Origin of the sequence: Bacillus halotolerans (assembly GCF_001517105.1) — a bacterium.
In the GTDB taxonomy this organism is placed as follows: domain Bacteria; phylum Bacillota; class Bacilli; order Bacillales; family Bacillaceae; genus Bacillus; species Bacillus halotolerans.
On record NZ_LPVF01000010.1, the window covers coordinates 597,668 to 613,183 of the forward strand.

Here is a 15,516-nt window from a genome sequence, read left to right on the forward strand (position 1 = left end):
TCTAATGAATCATTGCTGAAACTTCGTACGGCTGGACAAATTTACATTCATACAAGCCTGCACAAAAGAAATTTTCTCTTTGATTGGCGACTCTCCATCCATGACCTTTAATGGTATCGAACCATTTTAGCTCTCGGGCCTCAAGATCAGCCTGATAAATCCTCGAATAGCCATTTTCGTCTTGAGCCGTTGTGACATAAATAATGCCATCATCCTCTGAAATATCAAGAAACGATTCTTCCTTTTTGATCATGCTGGAATGTATCGTGACTTCTTCAGCCGTTAAAATATGCTGTGCAGTGACGGCTCCGCGCTTTCCTTTTGCAGAGCCCATTGCAGCAACCAGCCATTTATCATCGAACACAAGCATGGATGCCGTCATACGGCTGTCTTCTTTTTTTACCATTCGGACAGCGCCTTGTTTGAAATCGTAAGCCCAAATCCCTCCGAAACATTCGTGTATTTGTGTACCAATATAAAGATTCCCGCCATGCAGACACAGTGAACGAATAACAGGCGGATGTTCAAATTCCGCAAAGGGTTTGGCAACCCGCCACGAAATACCGAAGTCTTCTGATACATAAATGCAATGCTTGCCATGGGCGCAAACAAATCCATCATTCCTGCCGGTCATCGACCACACTGTCGCATTTGTCGGGAAGCTCGACATCGTCCAGCTTTTCCCTTCGTCAGATGAACGAATGATCGTTCCCTTTTCACCGACACCGAATAAGTAAGGACCGATATAACTGATGCAGTGTATTTTCGCTTTTAAATGAAAAAGCTTTTTCCAGCCTTGTTCCAAAGAATAATGAAAAATGCCTTCTCTTTTCACTGCCACAAAATAGCCAGAAAACGCCGATGCCGCAACAGCTGTCGCCCCTTTATGAAACATGGCTTTTTCCCTTGTTCACAAAGTCTGCCCATGCAAGAAAACCTCTTGCAAATTCTCTGCAGCTTTCCACGTCATCATCCGTTTCAGGGGCAAGCTCAATTTTAAGTGTTTCTTGATAGACAGCAGCTCCCGCCTCTTGCAGCATGTCACTGAATAAATTAACAGCTTCGCAAAACTTTGGATAAGAGTAATCCCCCGAGCCGAAGCAAGCTGTTTTCAAACCGTTCAGCTGGAGCTGCTGAACCTCTTCGAAAAAGTCCTCTGCTTCGTAAGGCAAATCGCCATCTCCCCATGTGTAGGTGCCAATGAGCACATAATCATAAGAAGTCAGAGCCGATGCCTCCGCGTCATCCATATCGATGCAATCAATGGCTAAACCATATTCCTGCAGTGTATCTTTTATAATTCCGGCAATGTCTTCGGTATTTCCTGACATGCTGGCATATGTAATCAAGGCTTTTGCCATGTTATCACCTCATAATTGATAATGATTTTCAATATCATATGTATCACTTTAAATGATAATGATTTTCATTGTCAATATATATTAATAAAAAAGACAGCCTTGTGCTGTCTTTTCTCTTAAAATGGGTGCTCTTGATCAAGCATCTCCTTTACAACTGAAACAAAAGCTTGAACTTGCTTCAGTTCAAAAGCAGGTTCATAGCCTAATAACCAGGTATCCCGCCCGATAGGGTTGCCTTTCACGTCTAACAGAGGCATTTTATTGACTTTGTCTTCGTTCTGAAGGGTAACAGACGGCAAAATCGCATATCCGATCCCGTGCAGCGCCATCTGTTTGCACGTTTCAATCTGATCAACCAATATAGTCTGTTTTGGCGACGTTTTAAATTTTTGATGCCACCAATGCTGAATCTCCTGAAAATAAGTGCTGTCGCTTTTAAATTGGATAAACGGCCGTTCTGTATGAGCAATATCTTCTATACAAGAGATTTCAGTGTCGACTAAATACAGATGGTCTGTCATTAAATAGTCTTTGCGGCCTTTCCACTCGGGGTTTCCTCTAATAATGCCAATATGAACCTGATCCTCATAAAGACTTTTCAGCATTTCGCTGCTCCAGCCGGTAATGAGCGAGACTTTTGCATTCGGATACTTTTCCACATACGTTTTTAGAACTTTAGGAAGCCAATGCTGGCCGATGATGGAGGCAACGGCAAGCTTCAGTGTGCCGTGAATTTCTCCTTCGAGCTCATCGATATTTTCTCTAATTCTGTCCTGCTCTAACGTAACGTCATTCGCAAACTGAATGATTTTCTCTCCGGCCGGCGTTACCGTCAATCCTTTTTGGGATCTTAAAAATATCTTTGTCCCCCACGCCTTTTCAATGGTTTGTAAACGCTGAGATAAAGCCGGCTGGGATACAAAAAGCCGTTCCGCCGCCTTTCTCATATTTAACTCCTCAGCTAAAACTACGAGCATATGAAGCTCTTGAAGCTGCATGTCGTCCTCCTTTTTATTGTCAATAAGTTTTTCTTATCTTCTATTCTAATAAAATCTTAGTTTATGATTCAAGTCCTTTTCACCCCAATTTATGTATGCGCTTTCTTTATTGCTCTGCAAATATAATAAAAAATAGGCTGAGCAGCCTACTTGTTCAATGAGCGAATATGCTTATGCAATTCCTTCAAAACCACTCTTCTTGTGAAAATCCCCTCAAAGACCTGATCATCATTTTCAACGCAAACAAACCCGTTATCAATGACCATGCTGAATCCTTTGATAATCGGATCATTTATATGAAGACGCGGAATATCAGTCAGCATAACTTCCTCAACGGTAATCTGGTCAAGCTTTTCAAATTCAATTCTTTCAAGACCAAAAATGCTGTTCATGATCATATTGGTCCCTATTAAGCCGTGTAAACGATATGACGCATCCAGCACCGGGATGGCCGTGTACCCTGTTTTTGTCAGCACTAATAAAGCGTGCTCCAGGTTGTTTCCAACTTGAACGTGCGCTACTTTGTCCGCCTCAATCATAAATTGTCCGACTGTTGCCTCAAGAAGCTGATCTGATTGCAAGCTTATCATGTTTTCGACCCCTTTTCATTTTCATCAACACATACATTCCCTATACCACAATAATATAAACTTTATCAGTATTTGTCGAAAAGTTTCCTTCAATAAAAAAGATACTCTTTGGAGGAGTATCAATTATAAGGTGTGCCATTAATTTTCAAATCGAAATCGGTCGTATAGCGTTACAAGTTTTTTGTAGGTGGTTCCGTCAACGTTTTTGGTTCCTGTCTCTATATCGTTGATCTCACTGCTTAAAAGCTCGATAGCATACTCATGGTTGATCAGGATATTCAGCAGAAGTTTTTGTTCTTCTTCTGTAAATCGTTCACCGATAAGACTCATTCGTAATCAGGCCCCCTGTTTTATACTGAATACCTCTGAAAGCAAGAAAACTTACTTTCAGCTCTACCGCTAGAATAAGTAATCAGAAAACAATCGTCAACCGCATAATTCGACATTTCCCTCGGCTTGCGAGCCGGAATTATTTTGTGAAACGATTTGCATAGCTGAAGGCTGTGTATGAATCCGGTTTGATTTTAGCCTCAATCCCCATTGAAGTTATGCGCCCTGTCATTTCTTGAATCAGTTCTTTTGTAAGCCCTTTTTTCCCAATATCCAAGTGAACCTCAAATGTAAGATCCGCCCCTTCGCCTGTAAAAGGCAGGAGCAGATCGGTAATATCCATCAAGTGTCCATCCAGAATATAGGCGGCTGTTTCTTGACTGTACGCCGTTTCTAACGAAATCTTTTCACGAAGGCTATGTATGGGTCTGTCGACTGCGTGGTTTTTCAAGCAGCCCCAAGCTCCCTTGCCTGTACGATGCAAATGTAATGCAGTAATAAACTTTGTGTAATCACGATAAACCTGTGAATCGGTTCCGATCGATAACACATATGAAGAACGGGGATCCCTTCGAATAAAGGCTTTAAGCCGCTCCATCACATCTTGAAAGGTCATCTGTGCTTCTGAAAGATTATAAAACAGAAAAGAATCGGCCATGACGACACTCCTTTTCAAGGATTTACAACCATGAAACAAGTATGTTCCTTACCGTTTATTTCGATTACATGCTGCAAAGCGAAAGCTTGTTTCCCCTATATCAAGAGTCTTACTGCAGAAGTTCAAAGATTTCGATTGAAACCATGTCGATATTATCAAACGGATATGTGTTCGGCTTTTCACCTTTTTGGAAAACCGTCAGTTCAAACGTTTGATTTTTTTCGAAATATTTAACACTGCATATTTTCTCACCATTTACTTCGAAGTAGCGCTGCATTGGCTCGTTAGCCGCTTCCGCCGTTTCTTGCAGACTTTGCAGCCGTGTGATGATACCCATTAATTGTGACATTCTAAAAAAAGACTCCTTTCAAAAAACAACTTCAAATCAACAAGTATTTATTATAATACAAGTTCTATTGAGCATCATACCATAAAGTCGGACAGGATGGCATTTTCCCTGCTGAATTTAAGAAAAGAAAAAAAGTGAAAAAACTATTTTTACGTAGTTTGAGGCTTTTTTTGGAATGTCATACACACAATTATGATTTTTTTGATATTCCGGCAGAATCCAACAGCCTTTTTGCAATTTCGTCAAAATCCTCTTTTGAAATCCCGGGAGCAAATTCCTCCGGCACTTCTCTGAAATCAGGAACGGGCGCTCCCTTAGGGCTTCCCTCAATGACATGAAGCTCACTGCCGTCTATCGGATGCTCACCTTTCCAGATTTTATTGATATCCTTGTAATCCGTATCACTGAATGTATACAGCTTCGTATGAATTCCCTGCTCTTCGAATTTTCTGGCTGTATCAAAATGTTTATTATCATGGTTCGGGATCGGAAGCATTTTGCCGATATTTACGCCAGTCGCAATCTCAAGCGCTTTGGCATACGCCGCGATATGAACGCCGCCGCGCACGAGCAAATAACCGATCATTTCTCTGGCCACCGGATGATCAGTCATTTCATACACTCTCATTTTGTGAGTTCGGGCGCCGCATTCCAGGAAAAAGTTATGGAGCAAATCCAGCACCAGATTTCCGCTGTTAAACACATTTTCACCGGTCCAGGCTTTCCCCATCGAATCAAACGGATAAGACGTTTGAGCCGTTTCAATAAAATGCTGGGAATTTCGTTTATTTTTTGCATCTCTCATCGGTGAAACGTCGGGATCACCTTTAAATGTCGAACCTGTCAGCATTAAAGATATCGTATTAGACACAAGCTCCACATGGCCGAATTCTTCAGCGGTAATGCTTGATACAAGATCGTAAAACGGTTTTAATTTTTTCTTGCTGCGAAAGTTAAAGGACTGGAACATATAATTATTGAGAGTGGACATTTCACCAAATTTGCCGCCTAACAGCTCTTGAACCGCCGCTGCCGCATTTGGGTCAGGATGTTCTGGGGTTGGAAGGTCAATAAGCAGCCTGTTGCTCCTTTTGAACATGTTTGTACCTCCTAGTGCCGTTGTTTACCACTAATAAGGTTTATTGTTTCTATGGATTGTCTTATGCGTTGACAAATAAAAAACTTGGCGGGGGTAGCGCCAAGCTTTTCGGATCTTGATCTGATAGAGGGGTTGGGGAACAGAGAGTAGCTTCTCTCTATAATTAAATGATAATGATTCTCAGTATCAATGTCAATCGTTTTTTGATATTTTTTTCAATTCATAAAAAAAACGGCTCTTCAGCCGTTTAAATCAATCCATCCTGCTCATATAAATAAGAATACGGCAGGTCTATAAACAAATATATTTGATCATCCATCGGATATGAAAACGTTCTGATCATTTCGCCTGTTTCCAAATCGCTGTACAAATCACTGAAAAACCCTTTTCTGAGGTTTCTCATTCTCATGATGTTCTCCAGAAAATAAGGACGCCAGCTCCAGTTCTTCTCCGTATACTCCGGCTGGTAAATCCATTCTCCGTCTTGTTTAAAAACATTTCCAGTCAGCTGATCGCCTTCTTCATCACAGATATAAATTCTAAAGCTGCAATCCGTCAGCTCTTCCGCCAGCTTTTTAATAAAATCATCATCCGGAGACTGGCTGTTTTTTCGCAATGATGTAACAGCTTGGTGCACCCGTTTGTAAAACTGTTCAGAGTGCTCATAGACGGTTTCTAGTTTCTTTTTCTCATGTGTGATAAATTGGTGAAATTCAGTCTTAAGTCTTCGCTTCAATACATCTCTCTCTAAAAACGTTTCTGACGGGGACACCAAATAATAGCCCTGAAAATAGCGGCCGCCATTTCTCCATGCGTATTGAAGCTGAAAATTCGCCTCAATATCTTCGTAAAGCAGCGCCGCACCGATTTTTCTTGCTAATAATGAAATGCTGTACAGCACATGCTCATAAGACGGAGATGGCTGTGAGATTCTCAGCGCCTGTAAATCGATTTTTAACAAATCTGGCGATAGCAGCGCAATTCTGTCCAGATTGCTGCTTTCTTTTCCGATATTATCAACTGCAATTTTGATTCCGTATGTACGATAGTAGGCAAGCATATGGTAAAGCTGCTCAATATCCCCTTCAAAATTGTGCTCTGTAATTTCAAGCACGAAACGATGAAGTTCGATCCCTCTCGCTTCATATTCTTTCAGAAGCTCAAGAAAGCTTTCGCCGTGATCAAGCATTAAAAGATTGGCATCCTGATTCATAAAAATCAGCAGATCAGAATCCGCTTCTAAAAAGCGGTCAAGAGCCTGGCGGATAATTCTGTTATCAACCTCTAACTTATATTCTTCGGGTATCCCCGCATCTAAAAAAAAGGGTCCGAGACTTTGAATTTCTGAATCTGCCAATATACGTCCCAGCACCTCATATCCGACGATTTTCTGCTCCTCGGCACTGAAAATCGCCTGGTAATATGGGAGGACATCATCAATGTTCGTTAAAATATCAAGTGGATCCAACATGTTATCACCTGCTTCTCTATCTTTGTCTGATTATACACACAATTATATCTACACCACAAATTTTTAACAAAACATAGCGGAAAAGTGAGTTGTATGGGAGTGTCTTAAAAAAAGAAGAGGATAAAATTATTTGGGATTATAAATCTACAGACTAATTAATTAAGGATTTTATTCATTTGTTTCCCAATAACCAAGACAAATACATAAATAAGAGCATTAATACTAGCAGCTGTCCAAAAGTAATGATTCCAATCAGTGCCTTTAAACATCCAATCATTATCATGTTTCAAATTAAAGAAAGTTCCTTTTTTATCGTATGTGCCAAATGTAAGAGTTGTTGAACCACCAACACTCTTTGAAACATCAACTCCATACATTGAACCGACATTGTCAGTATAGTTTATTTTCATATACGTGTAATCAGATAAAATTTTGTCTACCCGTTTGGTTGGCAGAGACACATATAATACAGCAGACGTATCGCCTCCGGGCCCAGCCAAATACTCTCTAGCTTTAATAAATTTCGTTTCATCAGGAAAATCTATGTGGTAAAGTTTTTCAAATCTTATTTTTTCATCAGATGTAAGATTTGTATTTTGATAATATTCTGGAGTAAAAGCACATATAATAAAGTACCAAATATTAAAGATAATAACTAAACTGCTTAAAAATAATAAAACTGACATTTTTAACAATTTCTTCAAGTTAACACCCCTTAATCTTTAAAAATTATATCATAAATTTGAATAGAAAATAAAACAAGCGAACGACCAGCATTAACGTTCGCTTGTTTTGCAGTTTATTCAGATCTCATTTTTTTCTTAATAACATCTCTAAATGCTTGTGCTGTTATTTTTCCAATCTCTTCACTATAATCCTCAACATCAAAAGCTTTTTTAAAGGCTAACCTAATCGGAACAACAACTGGATCAAGATTTGTATTTAAATAATACTCTGCCTCAGAGAAAATTTTGTCTAATGAACCATCAAATCTATTATTTACAAATTGAGTGAACCTATTCATAAACTCATTATTACTATAGTAATCTCTGATTACGATATTCAGAGGTTGAGCATTAGCACCAACTGATGTCTTATTCGCCAGATTAATTGCATCTACATCACTAAATAAATCATCTAAGCTAAATTGATACATATTACCTATTATCTTTGTAGCCGCATCATAAGGCGAATTAAATTCTTGAGCATGTAATTTCATGTCTTGTATTGTTGTTAATAGATCTCCAGTCCAACCAGCAAAATCTCGTAAAGTTTGAGAGTAACCACCACTATAAATAATGGCATTATAAGTTGCCATAAGATGCTGTGTTCCTATGACAGTTTTGGATTTAGGATCAACAATTCCATTTACTAAATCTTCCCCTAGCGCTTTATCAGCCCATTCACGATAAATAGGATCAATCTGGCCTGCAGTAGGAACCCACTTCCACCCTTTATAGTTATCCTTTCTTAAATACTGGGCAACCAACTCATTAGCTAATTGTGTTTTTTCTACTCCGTTATTTAAATCGCTTTGCATTTGGGCATATTTTTCAGCTGTTTCGTATAAAACATCAATTTGGTCAAAAAACTTTTTATTCTCTGAAGAGACTTCATTTATGGTATTAACTCCATTATCCAAACCTGAACAAATATCATTATCAATTTGTATCATTCCAGAACCACTTCCAACAGTAATTGTTGAAATTTGGTCAAACGCCCAATTGTAAGGCAGGGAGTATCCTAAGTTTCCACTAAAACCGGTAGACATACCACTTACAAAACTTGCAAATGCTAAACCTTTTTTAGAAACTGAAGTACATACATTTCTAGGTGCATAAATGCCAATTTTGTAAGTCGAACCCAAAAAACCATTCATTATTTCATTAATACCTTCGAAGTGTGGAATAATATTGTTGTTTAAATCGTTACCATAAGCATCATAATCTACTGCAAAATATATTACAGTGTTATTTTTAAACCTATATTCTTTTGCTGCCTTATAAGCTGCAAGCGCATCTTTTTTTCCTTGTTCTTTATTAAAATAAGTTGCTTCTCCCCCATAGGTTTGATAAATCGGAAAAACATTTAAACCTGATTTTAAGATTGTTTCTAATTCACCTGGTTGTATTTTTTTATTTAGAGTACTCCCCGGCGCATTTGTGAGATATCGGCCCACAATCTTATAACCTGCTCTCTTAAGGGACTCCGCTCTGTCCGATGTGATTTGAGTAATTGAGTCACAAGCAACTCCTTTTCGATTGGGATCCCCAGTACTTACTAAAAGCGAAGACCATGTTTGAAAGTCAGCGATACCACTCTGTTTCAATTTTACAAAAGATTGAAAATCCATTACTTTTGATCTTACGGATTCAGAGTATATTCCATCAAAAGGAACATTGTACCCATTAAAAATTAGAGCAGCTTGAAATAAATGAACAAAACTATTTTTTTCATCTTTGGATCCAATCCCCAATACAGGAATCAATCTTTGTGTAGTTGGTCCAAAATTCCCATTAGCTATACTATCATCTAATCCTTCCTCGTACTGTATTGCATAAACAAGAGACTTTTGAGTATCCCTTGAATACTGACCATCACAGGGCATTAAATAGAAATTCTCTCTATGGTTAAATTTATTATTTAGCCATTGCTGTATTGAACGAACTTTCTCTGATGCTCCACTTAAAAGGATATAAGAGTCCATGTTCAATAAAGCCTTAAACACTTTAGGCGTTACTACACCGTCTGCTTTAGAAAGACCCATATTCATTTGCATTTCTGCTATCGCGCCTTTCGTTCCCTGTCCAAATGTACCCGTTAATCCACCTGGACCATAACCTTTACAATATAGGGCACCTTGAACAATTTTCACAATATTTTTTTTGAATTAGATGACATAGAAATTGGGCCTAATTCTTCAAGCTTTCTCAAAGTTGTAGGACCAAAGCTGTCGGAAGTCTGTATAATTCCCAATTCTAGTTGTAATGCTCTAGTTAATGCATACATTGTTTCCCAGCCAGTTTTCCCATTTTCCTCAATAGGATTATAGCCACTTTTCCCCTTGTACGTTTCATTGAGCCATTCCTGAGTTAACAATACCATTTCGTCCATTATTTAATCTTCCTTCCATAATAATATAACCCTAATTAATTCATTCCTATAATTCCTCTTTTTAGTTAGAGAGGTAATTATATGAATGTTTTAATCTAAGTTCTTCATACTTCGCCTCCCCTTTTGAAATATAACTTTCATATATTAGGTGGCTTACGTATGACACCAATTCCTCTTAAACAATTAGAGCTTAATGTGTTATCTTAATTGATTTAATTGGATAGGAAGAAGGTTAATTTTGGAGGTTAAACTTTTAAACAAAAAAATTTCACTTAATAATTTCAATATTTACTGATAAGTATTATTGTGAAATTAAAACGGATAAGGATTCAGCCATTGCCCCCCATCCAGAGTGACACATTCCCCATTCATATAGGACGCTTCATCAGAAAGCATAAACGCGGCCAAGGCGGCGATTTCCTCGGGTGTGCCGAGCCGGCCGAGCGGCACACTGTTCATCGTTCGTGACATCGCTTTTTCTGATTCAAAAAGCTTCTCTGCACCGCCTGTTCGTTCAATTGGACCGGGTGCAATCGCGTTTGTACGGATTCCGTATTGACTGCCCCACTCTACGGCGAGAGTTCTAGTGAGCGACAATACGCCAGCTTTTGCCGCAGCGGAATGAACAACCCCCGCTCCCGCTCCCCACGCATATGTGGCGGCCATATTTAGAATAACACCCCTCTGCTGATGCTCAATCCAGTGCCTGGCTGCGGCTTGGCTGCAAAAAAACGTGCCATTTAATACAATCTCAATTACCGCTTTCCATCCATTGGGCGTGAGCTTTTCTGCCGGGCAAATAAAATTGCCGGCCGCATTATTAATAAGTGCATCAAGACGCCCAAACACATGTAACGCTTCTGCAACCATTTGTGCTGCCCCAGAATCAGAACGGACATCCATTTGAAAACAGGCAACTTGGCCCTCAAAGGTTTCAATTTCTTTTTTTGTTTCTTCAAGTGCTTCATGGTTCCGCCCTGTTATCATGACATTCCAGCCCAATTCGGCCTGTTTTTTTGCCATTGCTTTTCCCATGCCGCTTGACCCGCCGGTAATAATAACAACCTTTTTTTCCATTGTATGATCCCTCCTGTTATGAATGAGTATTCATTCAATATTATTCTACCATTATACGCAAGCTTCTGTCAGTACATGCTAAGATGAGATTTTTTCAAGTTACAGGTGATATAATAGAAAAACTCTACTAAAGGTTGGTTTGAAATGAAAAAGATATCCAGAAGACAATTTTTAAAAGGAACGCTCGGCGTTTTTGCGGCCGGGGTTTTAACGGCCAGCGGGGGATATGGCTATGCCCGCTATCTGGAACCGCATATGATTGAGACTACTAAACACACGATTAAAAGCTCTCTCATTCCCCATGGATTTGACGGTTTTAAAATCGTGCAGTTCAGTGATACACATTTAAGCGATTATTTTACGCTTGAAGACTTTAGAACTGTCATCCTGACGATCAATGAAACTAAGCCTGATTTAATTGTTTTTACCGGGGATATTATCGATAACCCTGATACGTATCAACATTATCAGGCAGTGATTCCTTTTTTGAGAAAGCTGCAAGCACCCTTCGGCAAGTTTTGTGTTTACGGCAATCATGATCACGGCGGCTATGGAACCGATGCTTATAAAAGCCTGATGTCATCAGGAGGTTTTACGGTATTCCGCAACGCCTATCAAAAATTGACGCTCACAGACGGCAGCGAAATTGAGATCGCTGCGCTCGATGATTTAATGCTCGGCAAGCCCGATTATGAAGGCACCCTATCGAAACTAAGCGAAAGGCTTTTTTCCATTTTGCTCGTCCATGAGCCTGATGCTGCCTTGAATACAAAAACATATCCTGTCAATCTGCAGCTATCCGGACACACACACGGCGGGCAGATCCAGCTGCCCTTCTACGGACCGCTTATTACGCCTCCGTACGGAAAAGTCTATACCGAAGGAATGTACCAAACAGGCGACACTCATATTTATGTGAACCGCGGCCTCGGGATGACGAGACTGCCTTTGCGATTTCTGGCTAAACCTGAAATCACAGTCTTTACATTAAAAAGCACAACTTAATGTAGCAGAATGGGTTCCTCATCAATACTTATAAATAAAAAAGGGAGGATGAGGAAACTGCTTACGTACCAGATTAAACAAGGCGATACACTCACCAGCATCGCGGCCGATTTCAGAATCAGCACTGCTGCTTTGATCCAAGCCAACCCATCGCTGCAATCAGGAGTTATCGCCGGACAGCGCATTGTCATCCCCGGTCTGCCAGACCCAAATACGATCCCATATCATATTGCAGTCTCTATTGGGGCTAAAACCCTTACTTTGTACCAAAATAATCAGGTAATAAAAACTTATCCGATCGCCGTCGGTAAAATACTGACACAAACACCAACTGGCGAGTTCTACATTATTAACCGCCAACGCAATCCCGGCGGCCCATTTGGTGCTTATTGGCTGAGCCTTTCAAGGCAGCACTATGGAATACACGGAACGAATAATCCCGCTTCGATTGGCAAGGCTGTGTCTAAAGGCTGTATCCGCATGCATAACAAAGATGTTCTAGAACTCGCTTCAATTGTGCCAAACGGAACAAGAGTCATGATTAACCGGTAATGTTTTCTTATTTGTTTCAAAAACAGGCGGTTTATAATATGATAAAGTGGGACCTTTAGGGTAAGGAGCGTTTTTATGGATATATTTAAAAATCGTAATTTTGTTCGTCTATTTTTCGCAGCACTCGCTTCTCAAATGGGCACGACAGTAGGCAACATGGCATTTGCTTTTTTCTTGCTGGACCGCTTCAGCAGCCAGCCTTCTTACACAACCTTGGCTGAACTGATGTATTCCCTTCCTACAGTATTTGTGTTTTTGCTTGTGGGAGTTGTTGCGGACCGGTTTGACAGAAAAAAAGTCGCGGAAAACTGTGATTGGATCAGAGCCGCCCTGACTGTCGTACTTTTTTTCACTTTATTTACCGGCAATATTCCTCTTGTTTTCTGTATTTTGTTTGTCAGAAGCGCTGTAACCAAGTTTTTCTTTCCTGCAGAAAACAGTTTAGTACAAGCCATCCTGCCGAAGGAGCATTATGCGAAAGCGGCCGGGCTTAATCAGATGCTTTTTAGTATCTTTATGGTATTTGGCGTTGGAATCGGTGCTTTTATGTATAACACAATCGGAATTCATGGAGCGATTATTCTTGATTTTGTCAGCTTTATTATTTCCGGCATGCTTATCCGCACCTGCCGGATTCCGAAAGAAGCCAGACAGCCGAACGGCACATTTAACTGGAGACAAGCTTCCGTCAAGGATTCGATAAACGATTTTAAGGAAGGCATTGTCTACATTTTAAAAAACAAGCTGCTGGCCTCTCTTATTTTCGGTTTCTTTGTTTTTGGTTTTGTGAACGGAGGATTTGCTGTATTGCCAATGTTTACAATGAAGTATGGACTGGCCCCCGACCGTTATGAATGGCATACATCCGTATTTACGATCGCAATCGGGTTTGGTCTTTTGGCAGGAAGTGTGATCGGCACGTTAATCTCTAAAAAAGTGAAGCCTCACTTTTTAATGTCGGTGCCGATTTTAATTGCGGGCTTGCTGATTTTTGTCCTTGGCTACACCAAAGTTTTATGGGTGTACTATGCAACTACTTTTGTACTGGGGATGTGCATCGGTCCGGTAAACATCGCCATTGGGGGATGGATGCCTAAGATTGTCCATCCGAAGCTGATGGGACGTGTAAGCGGCTGGCAAGATCCTTTTATGATGTTTGCGCAGTCTTTGACACTTGGCTTAGTGGCGCTGTTATTCCCTAAGTTTGTATCAAACATCGATTATCTGTATTACGGCATGGGCGTTTTCATTTTAGCTGTTTTCATTTTCTATTTTGTCGCACTGCCAAAATACAGTGCGCAGGCTGTAGAAGTGAATGTACAGGAAACATTTCAGGCTCAGCCGAAAAAGAAAGCAAAATCTGTATAATATAAGTTAAAAATGCGCTTTTTCCCCATAGAAAAAGCGCATTTTTGCATTCAATATTTGCATTTCAACCTTAAAAAAGTATAATCTAATCATAAGAAATTTGATAAGAGCAAAGGAGAGAAATAATGGACGACCATGCATACTCGAAAGATCTGCAGCCAACCGTAGAAAATCTTTCAAAAGCAGTTTACACTGTGAACCGCCATGCAAAAACCGCCCCCAACCCTAAATACCTATATCTGCTGAAAAAACGGGCTTTGCAAAAGCTTGTCAAAGAAGGTAAAGGAAAGAAAATAGGGCTTCATTTTTCAAAAAATCCAAGGTTCAGCCAACAGCAATCGGACGTGCTTATCTCAATCGGAGACTACTATTTTCACATGCCTCCAACTAAAGAAGACTTCGAACATCTTCCGCATTTAGGTACACTTAATCAGTCGTACCGAAATCCAAAAGCTCAAATGTCTTTAACAAAAGCAAAACACCTATTGCAAAAATACGTCGGCATGAAAGAAAAGCCGCTTGTGACGAATCGCCAGCAGCCCGCTTATCATAAGCCTGTCTTTAAGAAACTCGGCGAGAGTTATTTTTAATAAAAAAAGCCGATGCCACTTATGGCATCCGGCTTTTTTTTATTAATCGATCACATACGTATCCACTTTTTTAATCAGATCGCTGATTTCCGGCTTGCTGATTTGCTCATCGGCGCCGACCACTTCTCCCCGGTGACGCAAATCATCTGTAATTAATGATGAGAAAATCATAATCGGCACATCAGAACTCTTCGGATTGTCTTTAAGCAGCTTTGTCAGCCTGTGTCCGTCCATTTTCGGCATTTCAATATCACTGATGATCATATCGATTTGTTCTGTTAAATCATTGCCGCTTTCGGTAAGGTTCATGATATAGTCATATGCGTCTTTTCCATTCTCAAACGCTGTAATATTGTTGTATCCAGCTTCGGTTAATTCATCTTTTAAAAGGCGCATCAGAAGCGGTGAGTCTTCTACAATGATAAGCTTTTTATCAGTTCTTCTTTCATCAAAGCCCTCGGTATGCATATTGTACGTATCAACACCTGAGTCTGATTCGATATCATAGATGATTTTTTCATAATCAGGCAAAAAGATCATCGTTTCTTCCAGTTTGATTATGCCTGTGAGATGCCGCTCCATTCCTTGATTTAAGGAAGTCGGTTTTTCAATCGCTTCCCATGAAACCCTGTGAATTTGAGAAACAGACCCGACATGGAAAACAATTTTTCGCTTATTAAATTCAGTTACGATATACTTCTCGTCTTTTGATCCCTCAGGCTCCACCCCGAAAAAGGAAAACAGGCTGATGACTGGGAGAATTTCTCCTCTTAGTTTAATCATTCCTTCTACATGCTGGTGGGAGTGAGGCACTGATGTGACCTCGACAGGCTGAATAATCTCTCTCACTTTCATGACGTTAATGCCGAAAGCATTGCCACCAACGCCAAACTTCACAATTTCTAATTCATTTGTACCAGAATCCAATAAAATTTCGTATTGTTGTAACGACAA

The 15,516-nt window shown here is 40.0% G+C and carries 17 protein-coding genes and 1 pseudogene; 4 read left to right on the forward strand and 14 right to left on the reverse strand.

The window, feature by feature from the left end; genetic code table 11:
* Nucleotide 1: 1 nt before the first annotated feature.
* The 13 genes and pseudogenes from AU387_RS13375 to fadH all read right to left on the reverse strand — a co-directional run bounded on the left by AU387_RS13375 (nucleotide 2) and on the right by fadH (nucleotide 11,047).
* A complete protein-coding gene (locus AU387_RS13375; RefSeq protein WP_059292863.1) occupies nucleotides 2–895 on the reverse strand; it encodes a WD40/YVTN/BNR-like repeat-containing protein in 894 nt (297 codons plus the stop codon).
* A complete protein-coding gene (locus AU387_RS13380; protein ID WP_059335878.1) occupies nucleotides 885–1,361 on the reverse strand; it encodes a flavodoxin in 477 nt (158 codons plus the stop codon). Before AU387_RS13380 ends, AU387_RS13375 begins: the two co-directional genes overlap by 11 nt.
* Before the next feature lie 116 nt (nucleotides 1,362–1,477).
* Complete coding sequence (ccpC, locus tag AU387_RS13385; protein ID WP_044156069.1) at nucleotides 1,478–2,359, reverse strand: transcriptional regulator CcpC; 882 nt, start codon at nucleotides 2,357–2,359, stop codon at nucleotides 1,478–1,480.
* Between the two features lie 146 nt (nucleotides 2,360–2,505).
* Entirely contained in the window at nucleotides 2,506–2,949 is a 444-nt protein-coding gene (gene cbpB / locus AU387_RS13390; protein ID WP_044156071.1) for a cyclic-di-AMP-binding protein CbpB, read from the reverse strand.
* 138 nt (nucleotides 2,950–3,087) lie between these two features.
* Nucleotides 3,088–3,279 (reverse strand): AbrB antirepressor AbbA, encoded by a 192-nt coding sequence (gene abbA / locus AU387_RS13395; protein WP_003218673.1) that lies wholly within the window; start codon nucleotides 3,277–3,279, stop codon nucleotides 3,088–3,090.
* A 139-nt stretch (nucleotides 3,280–3,418) separates the two neighbouring features.
* Entirely contained in the window at nucleotides 3,419–3,937 is a 519-nt protein-coding gene (locus AU387_RS13400; protein ID WP_024121220.1) for a ribonuclease H-like YkuK family protein, read from the reverse strand.
* A 109-nt stretch (nucleotides 3,938–4,046) separates the two neighbouring features.
* On the reverse strand, nucleotides 4,047–4,286 hold the full coding sequence (locus AU387_RS13405) for a YkuJ family protein (RefSeq protein WP_003218671.1): 240 nt from the start codon (nucleotides 4,284–4,286) through the stop codon (nucleotides 4,047–4,049).
* A 190-nt stretch (nucleotides 4,287–4,476) separates the two neighbouring features.
* Nucleotides 4,477–5,385, reverse strand: a complete 909-nt coding sequence (locus tag AU387_RS13410) for a manganese catalase family protein (RefSeq protein WP_059335879.1) — start codon at nucleotides 5,383–5,385, stop codon at nucleotides 4,477–4,479.
* 247 nt (nucleotides 5,386–5,632) lie between these two features.
* Nucleotides 5,633–6,856 (reverse strand): EAL domain-containing protein, encoded by a 1,224-nt coding sequence (locus AU387_RS13415; RefSeq protein WP_059335880.1) that lies wholly within the window; start codon nucleotides 6,854–6,856, stop codon nucleotides 5,633–5,635.
* Between the two features lie 155 nt (nucleotides 6,857–7,011).
* Nucleotides 7,012–7,560 (reverse strand): hypothetical protein, encoded by a 549-nt coding sequence (locus AU387_RS13420; RefSeq protein WP_059335881.1) that lies wholly within the window; start codon nucleotides 7,558–7,560, stop codon nucleotides 7,012–7,014.
* A gap of 95 nt (nucleotides 7,561–7,655) precedes the next feature.
* Nucleotides 7,656–8,174, reverse strand: coding sequence for a hypothetical protein (locus AU387_RS22090; RefSeq protein ID WP_227492946.1), 519 nt, complete (start codon nucleotides 8,172–8,174; stop codon nucleotides 7,656–7,658).
* Nucleotides 8,175–8,246: 72 nt separating this feature from the next.
* A pseudogene (locus AU387_RS13425) lies at nucleotides 8,247–9,970 on the reverse strand (glycoside hydrolase domain-containing protein); the annotation flags it as partial.
* Between the two features lie 312 nt (nucleotides 9,971–10,282).
* A complete protein-coding gene (gene fadH, locus AU387_RS13430; protein WP_059335882.1) occupies nucleotides 10,283–11,047 on the reverse strand; it encodes a 2,4-dienoyl-CoA reductase in 765 nt (254 codons plus the stop codon).
* Nucleotides 11,048–11,191: 144 nt separating this feature from the next.
* Between fadH and AU387_RS13435 the strand changes: the two genes are divergently transcribed.
* From AU387_RS13435 to AU387_RS13450, 4 genes are all read left to right on the forward strand, one after another.
* Nucleotides 11,192–12,052 carry a metallophosphoesterase gene (locus AU387_RS13435; RefSeq protein WP_044156078.1) on the forward strand — a complete coding sequence of 287 codons (861 nt, stop codon included), beginning with the start codon at nucleotides 11,192–11,194 and terminating at the stop codon, nucleotides 12,050–12,052.
* Between the two features lie 57 nt (nucleotides 12,053–12,109).
* A complete protein-coding gene (locus AU387_RS13440; protein ID WP_081638296.1) occupies nucleotides 12,110–12,604 on the forward strand; it encodes a L,D-transpeptidase family protein in 495 nt (164 codons plus the stop codon).
* Nucleotides 12,605–12,679: 75 nt separating this feature from the next.
* Complete coding sequence (locus AU387_RS13445; protein ID WP_059335883.1) at nucleotides 12,680–13,972, forward strand: MFS transporter; 1,293 nt, start codon at nucleotides 12,680–12,682, stop codon at nucleotides 13,970–13,972.
* 125 nt (nucleotides 13,973–14,097) lie between these two features.
* Nucleotides 14,098–14,562 carry a YkyB family protein gene (locus tag AU387_RS13450; RefSeq protein WP_024121211.1) on the forward strand — a complete coding sequence of 155 codons (465 nt, stop codon included), beginning with the start codon at nucleotides 14,098–14,100 and terminating at the stop codon, nucleotides 14,560–14,562.
* Nucleotides 14,563–14,604: 42 nt separating this feature from the next.
* Here AU387_RS13450 and cheV read toward each other — a convergent pair whose 3' ends face one another.
* Nucleotides 14,605–15,516: a chemotaxis protein CheV gene (cheV, locus tag AU387_RS13455; RefSeq protein ID WP_024121210.1), complete on the reverse strand. Its 912-nt coding sequence runs from the start codon at nucleotides 15,514–15,516 to the stop codon at nucleotides 14,605–14,607.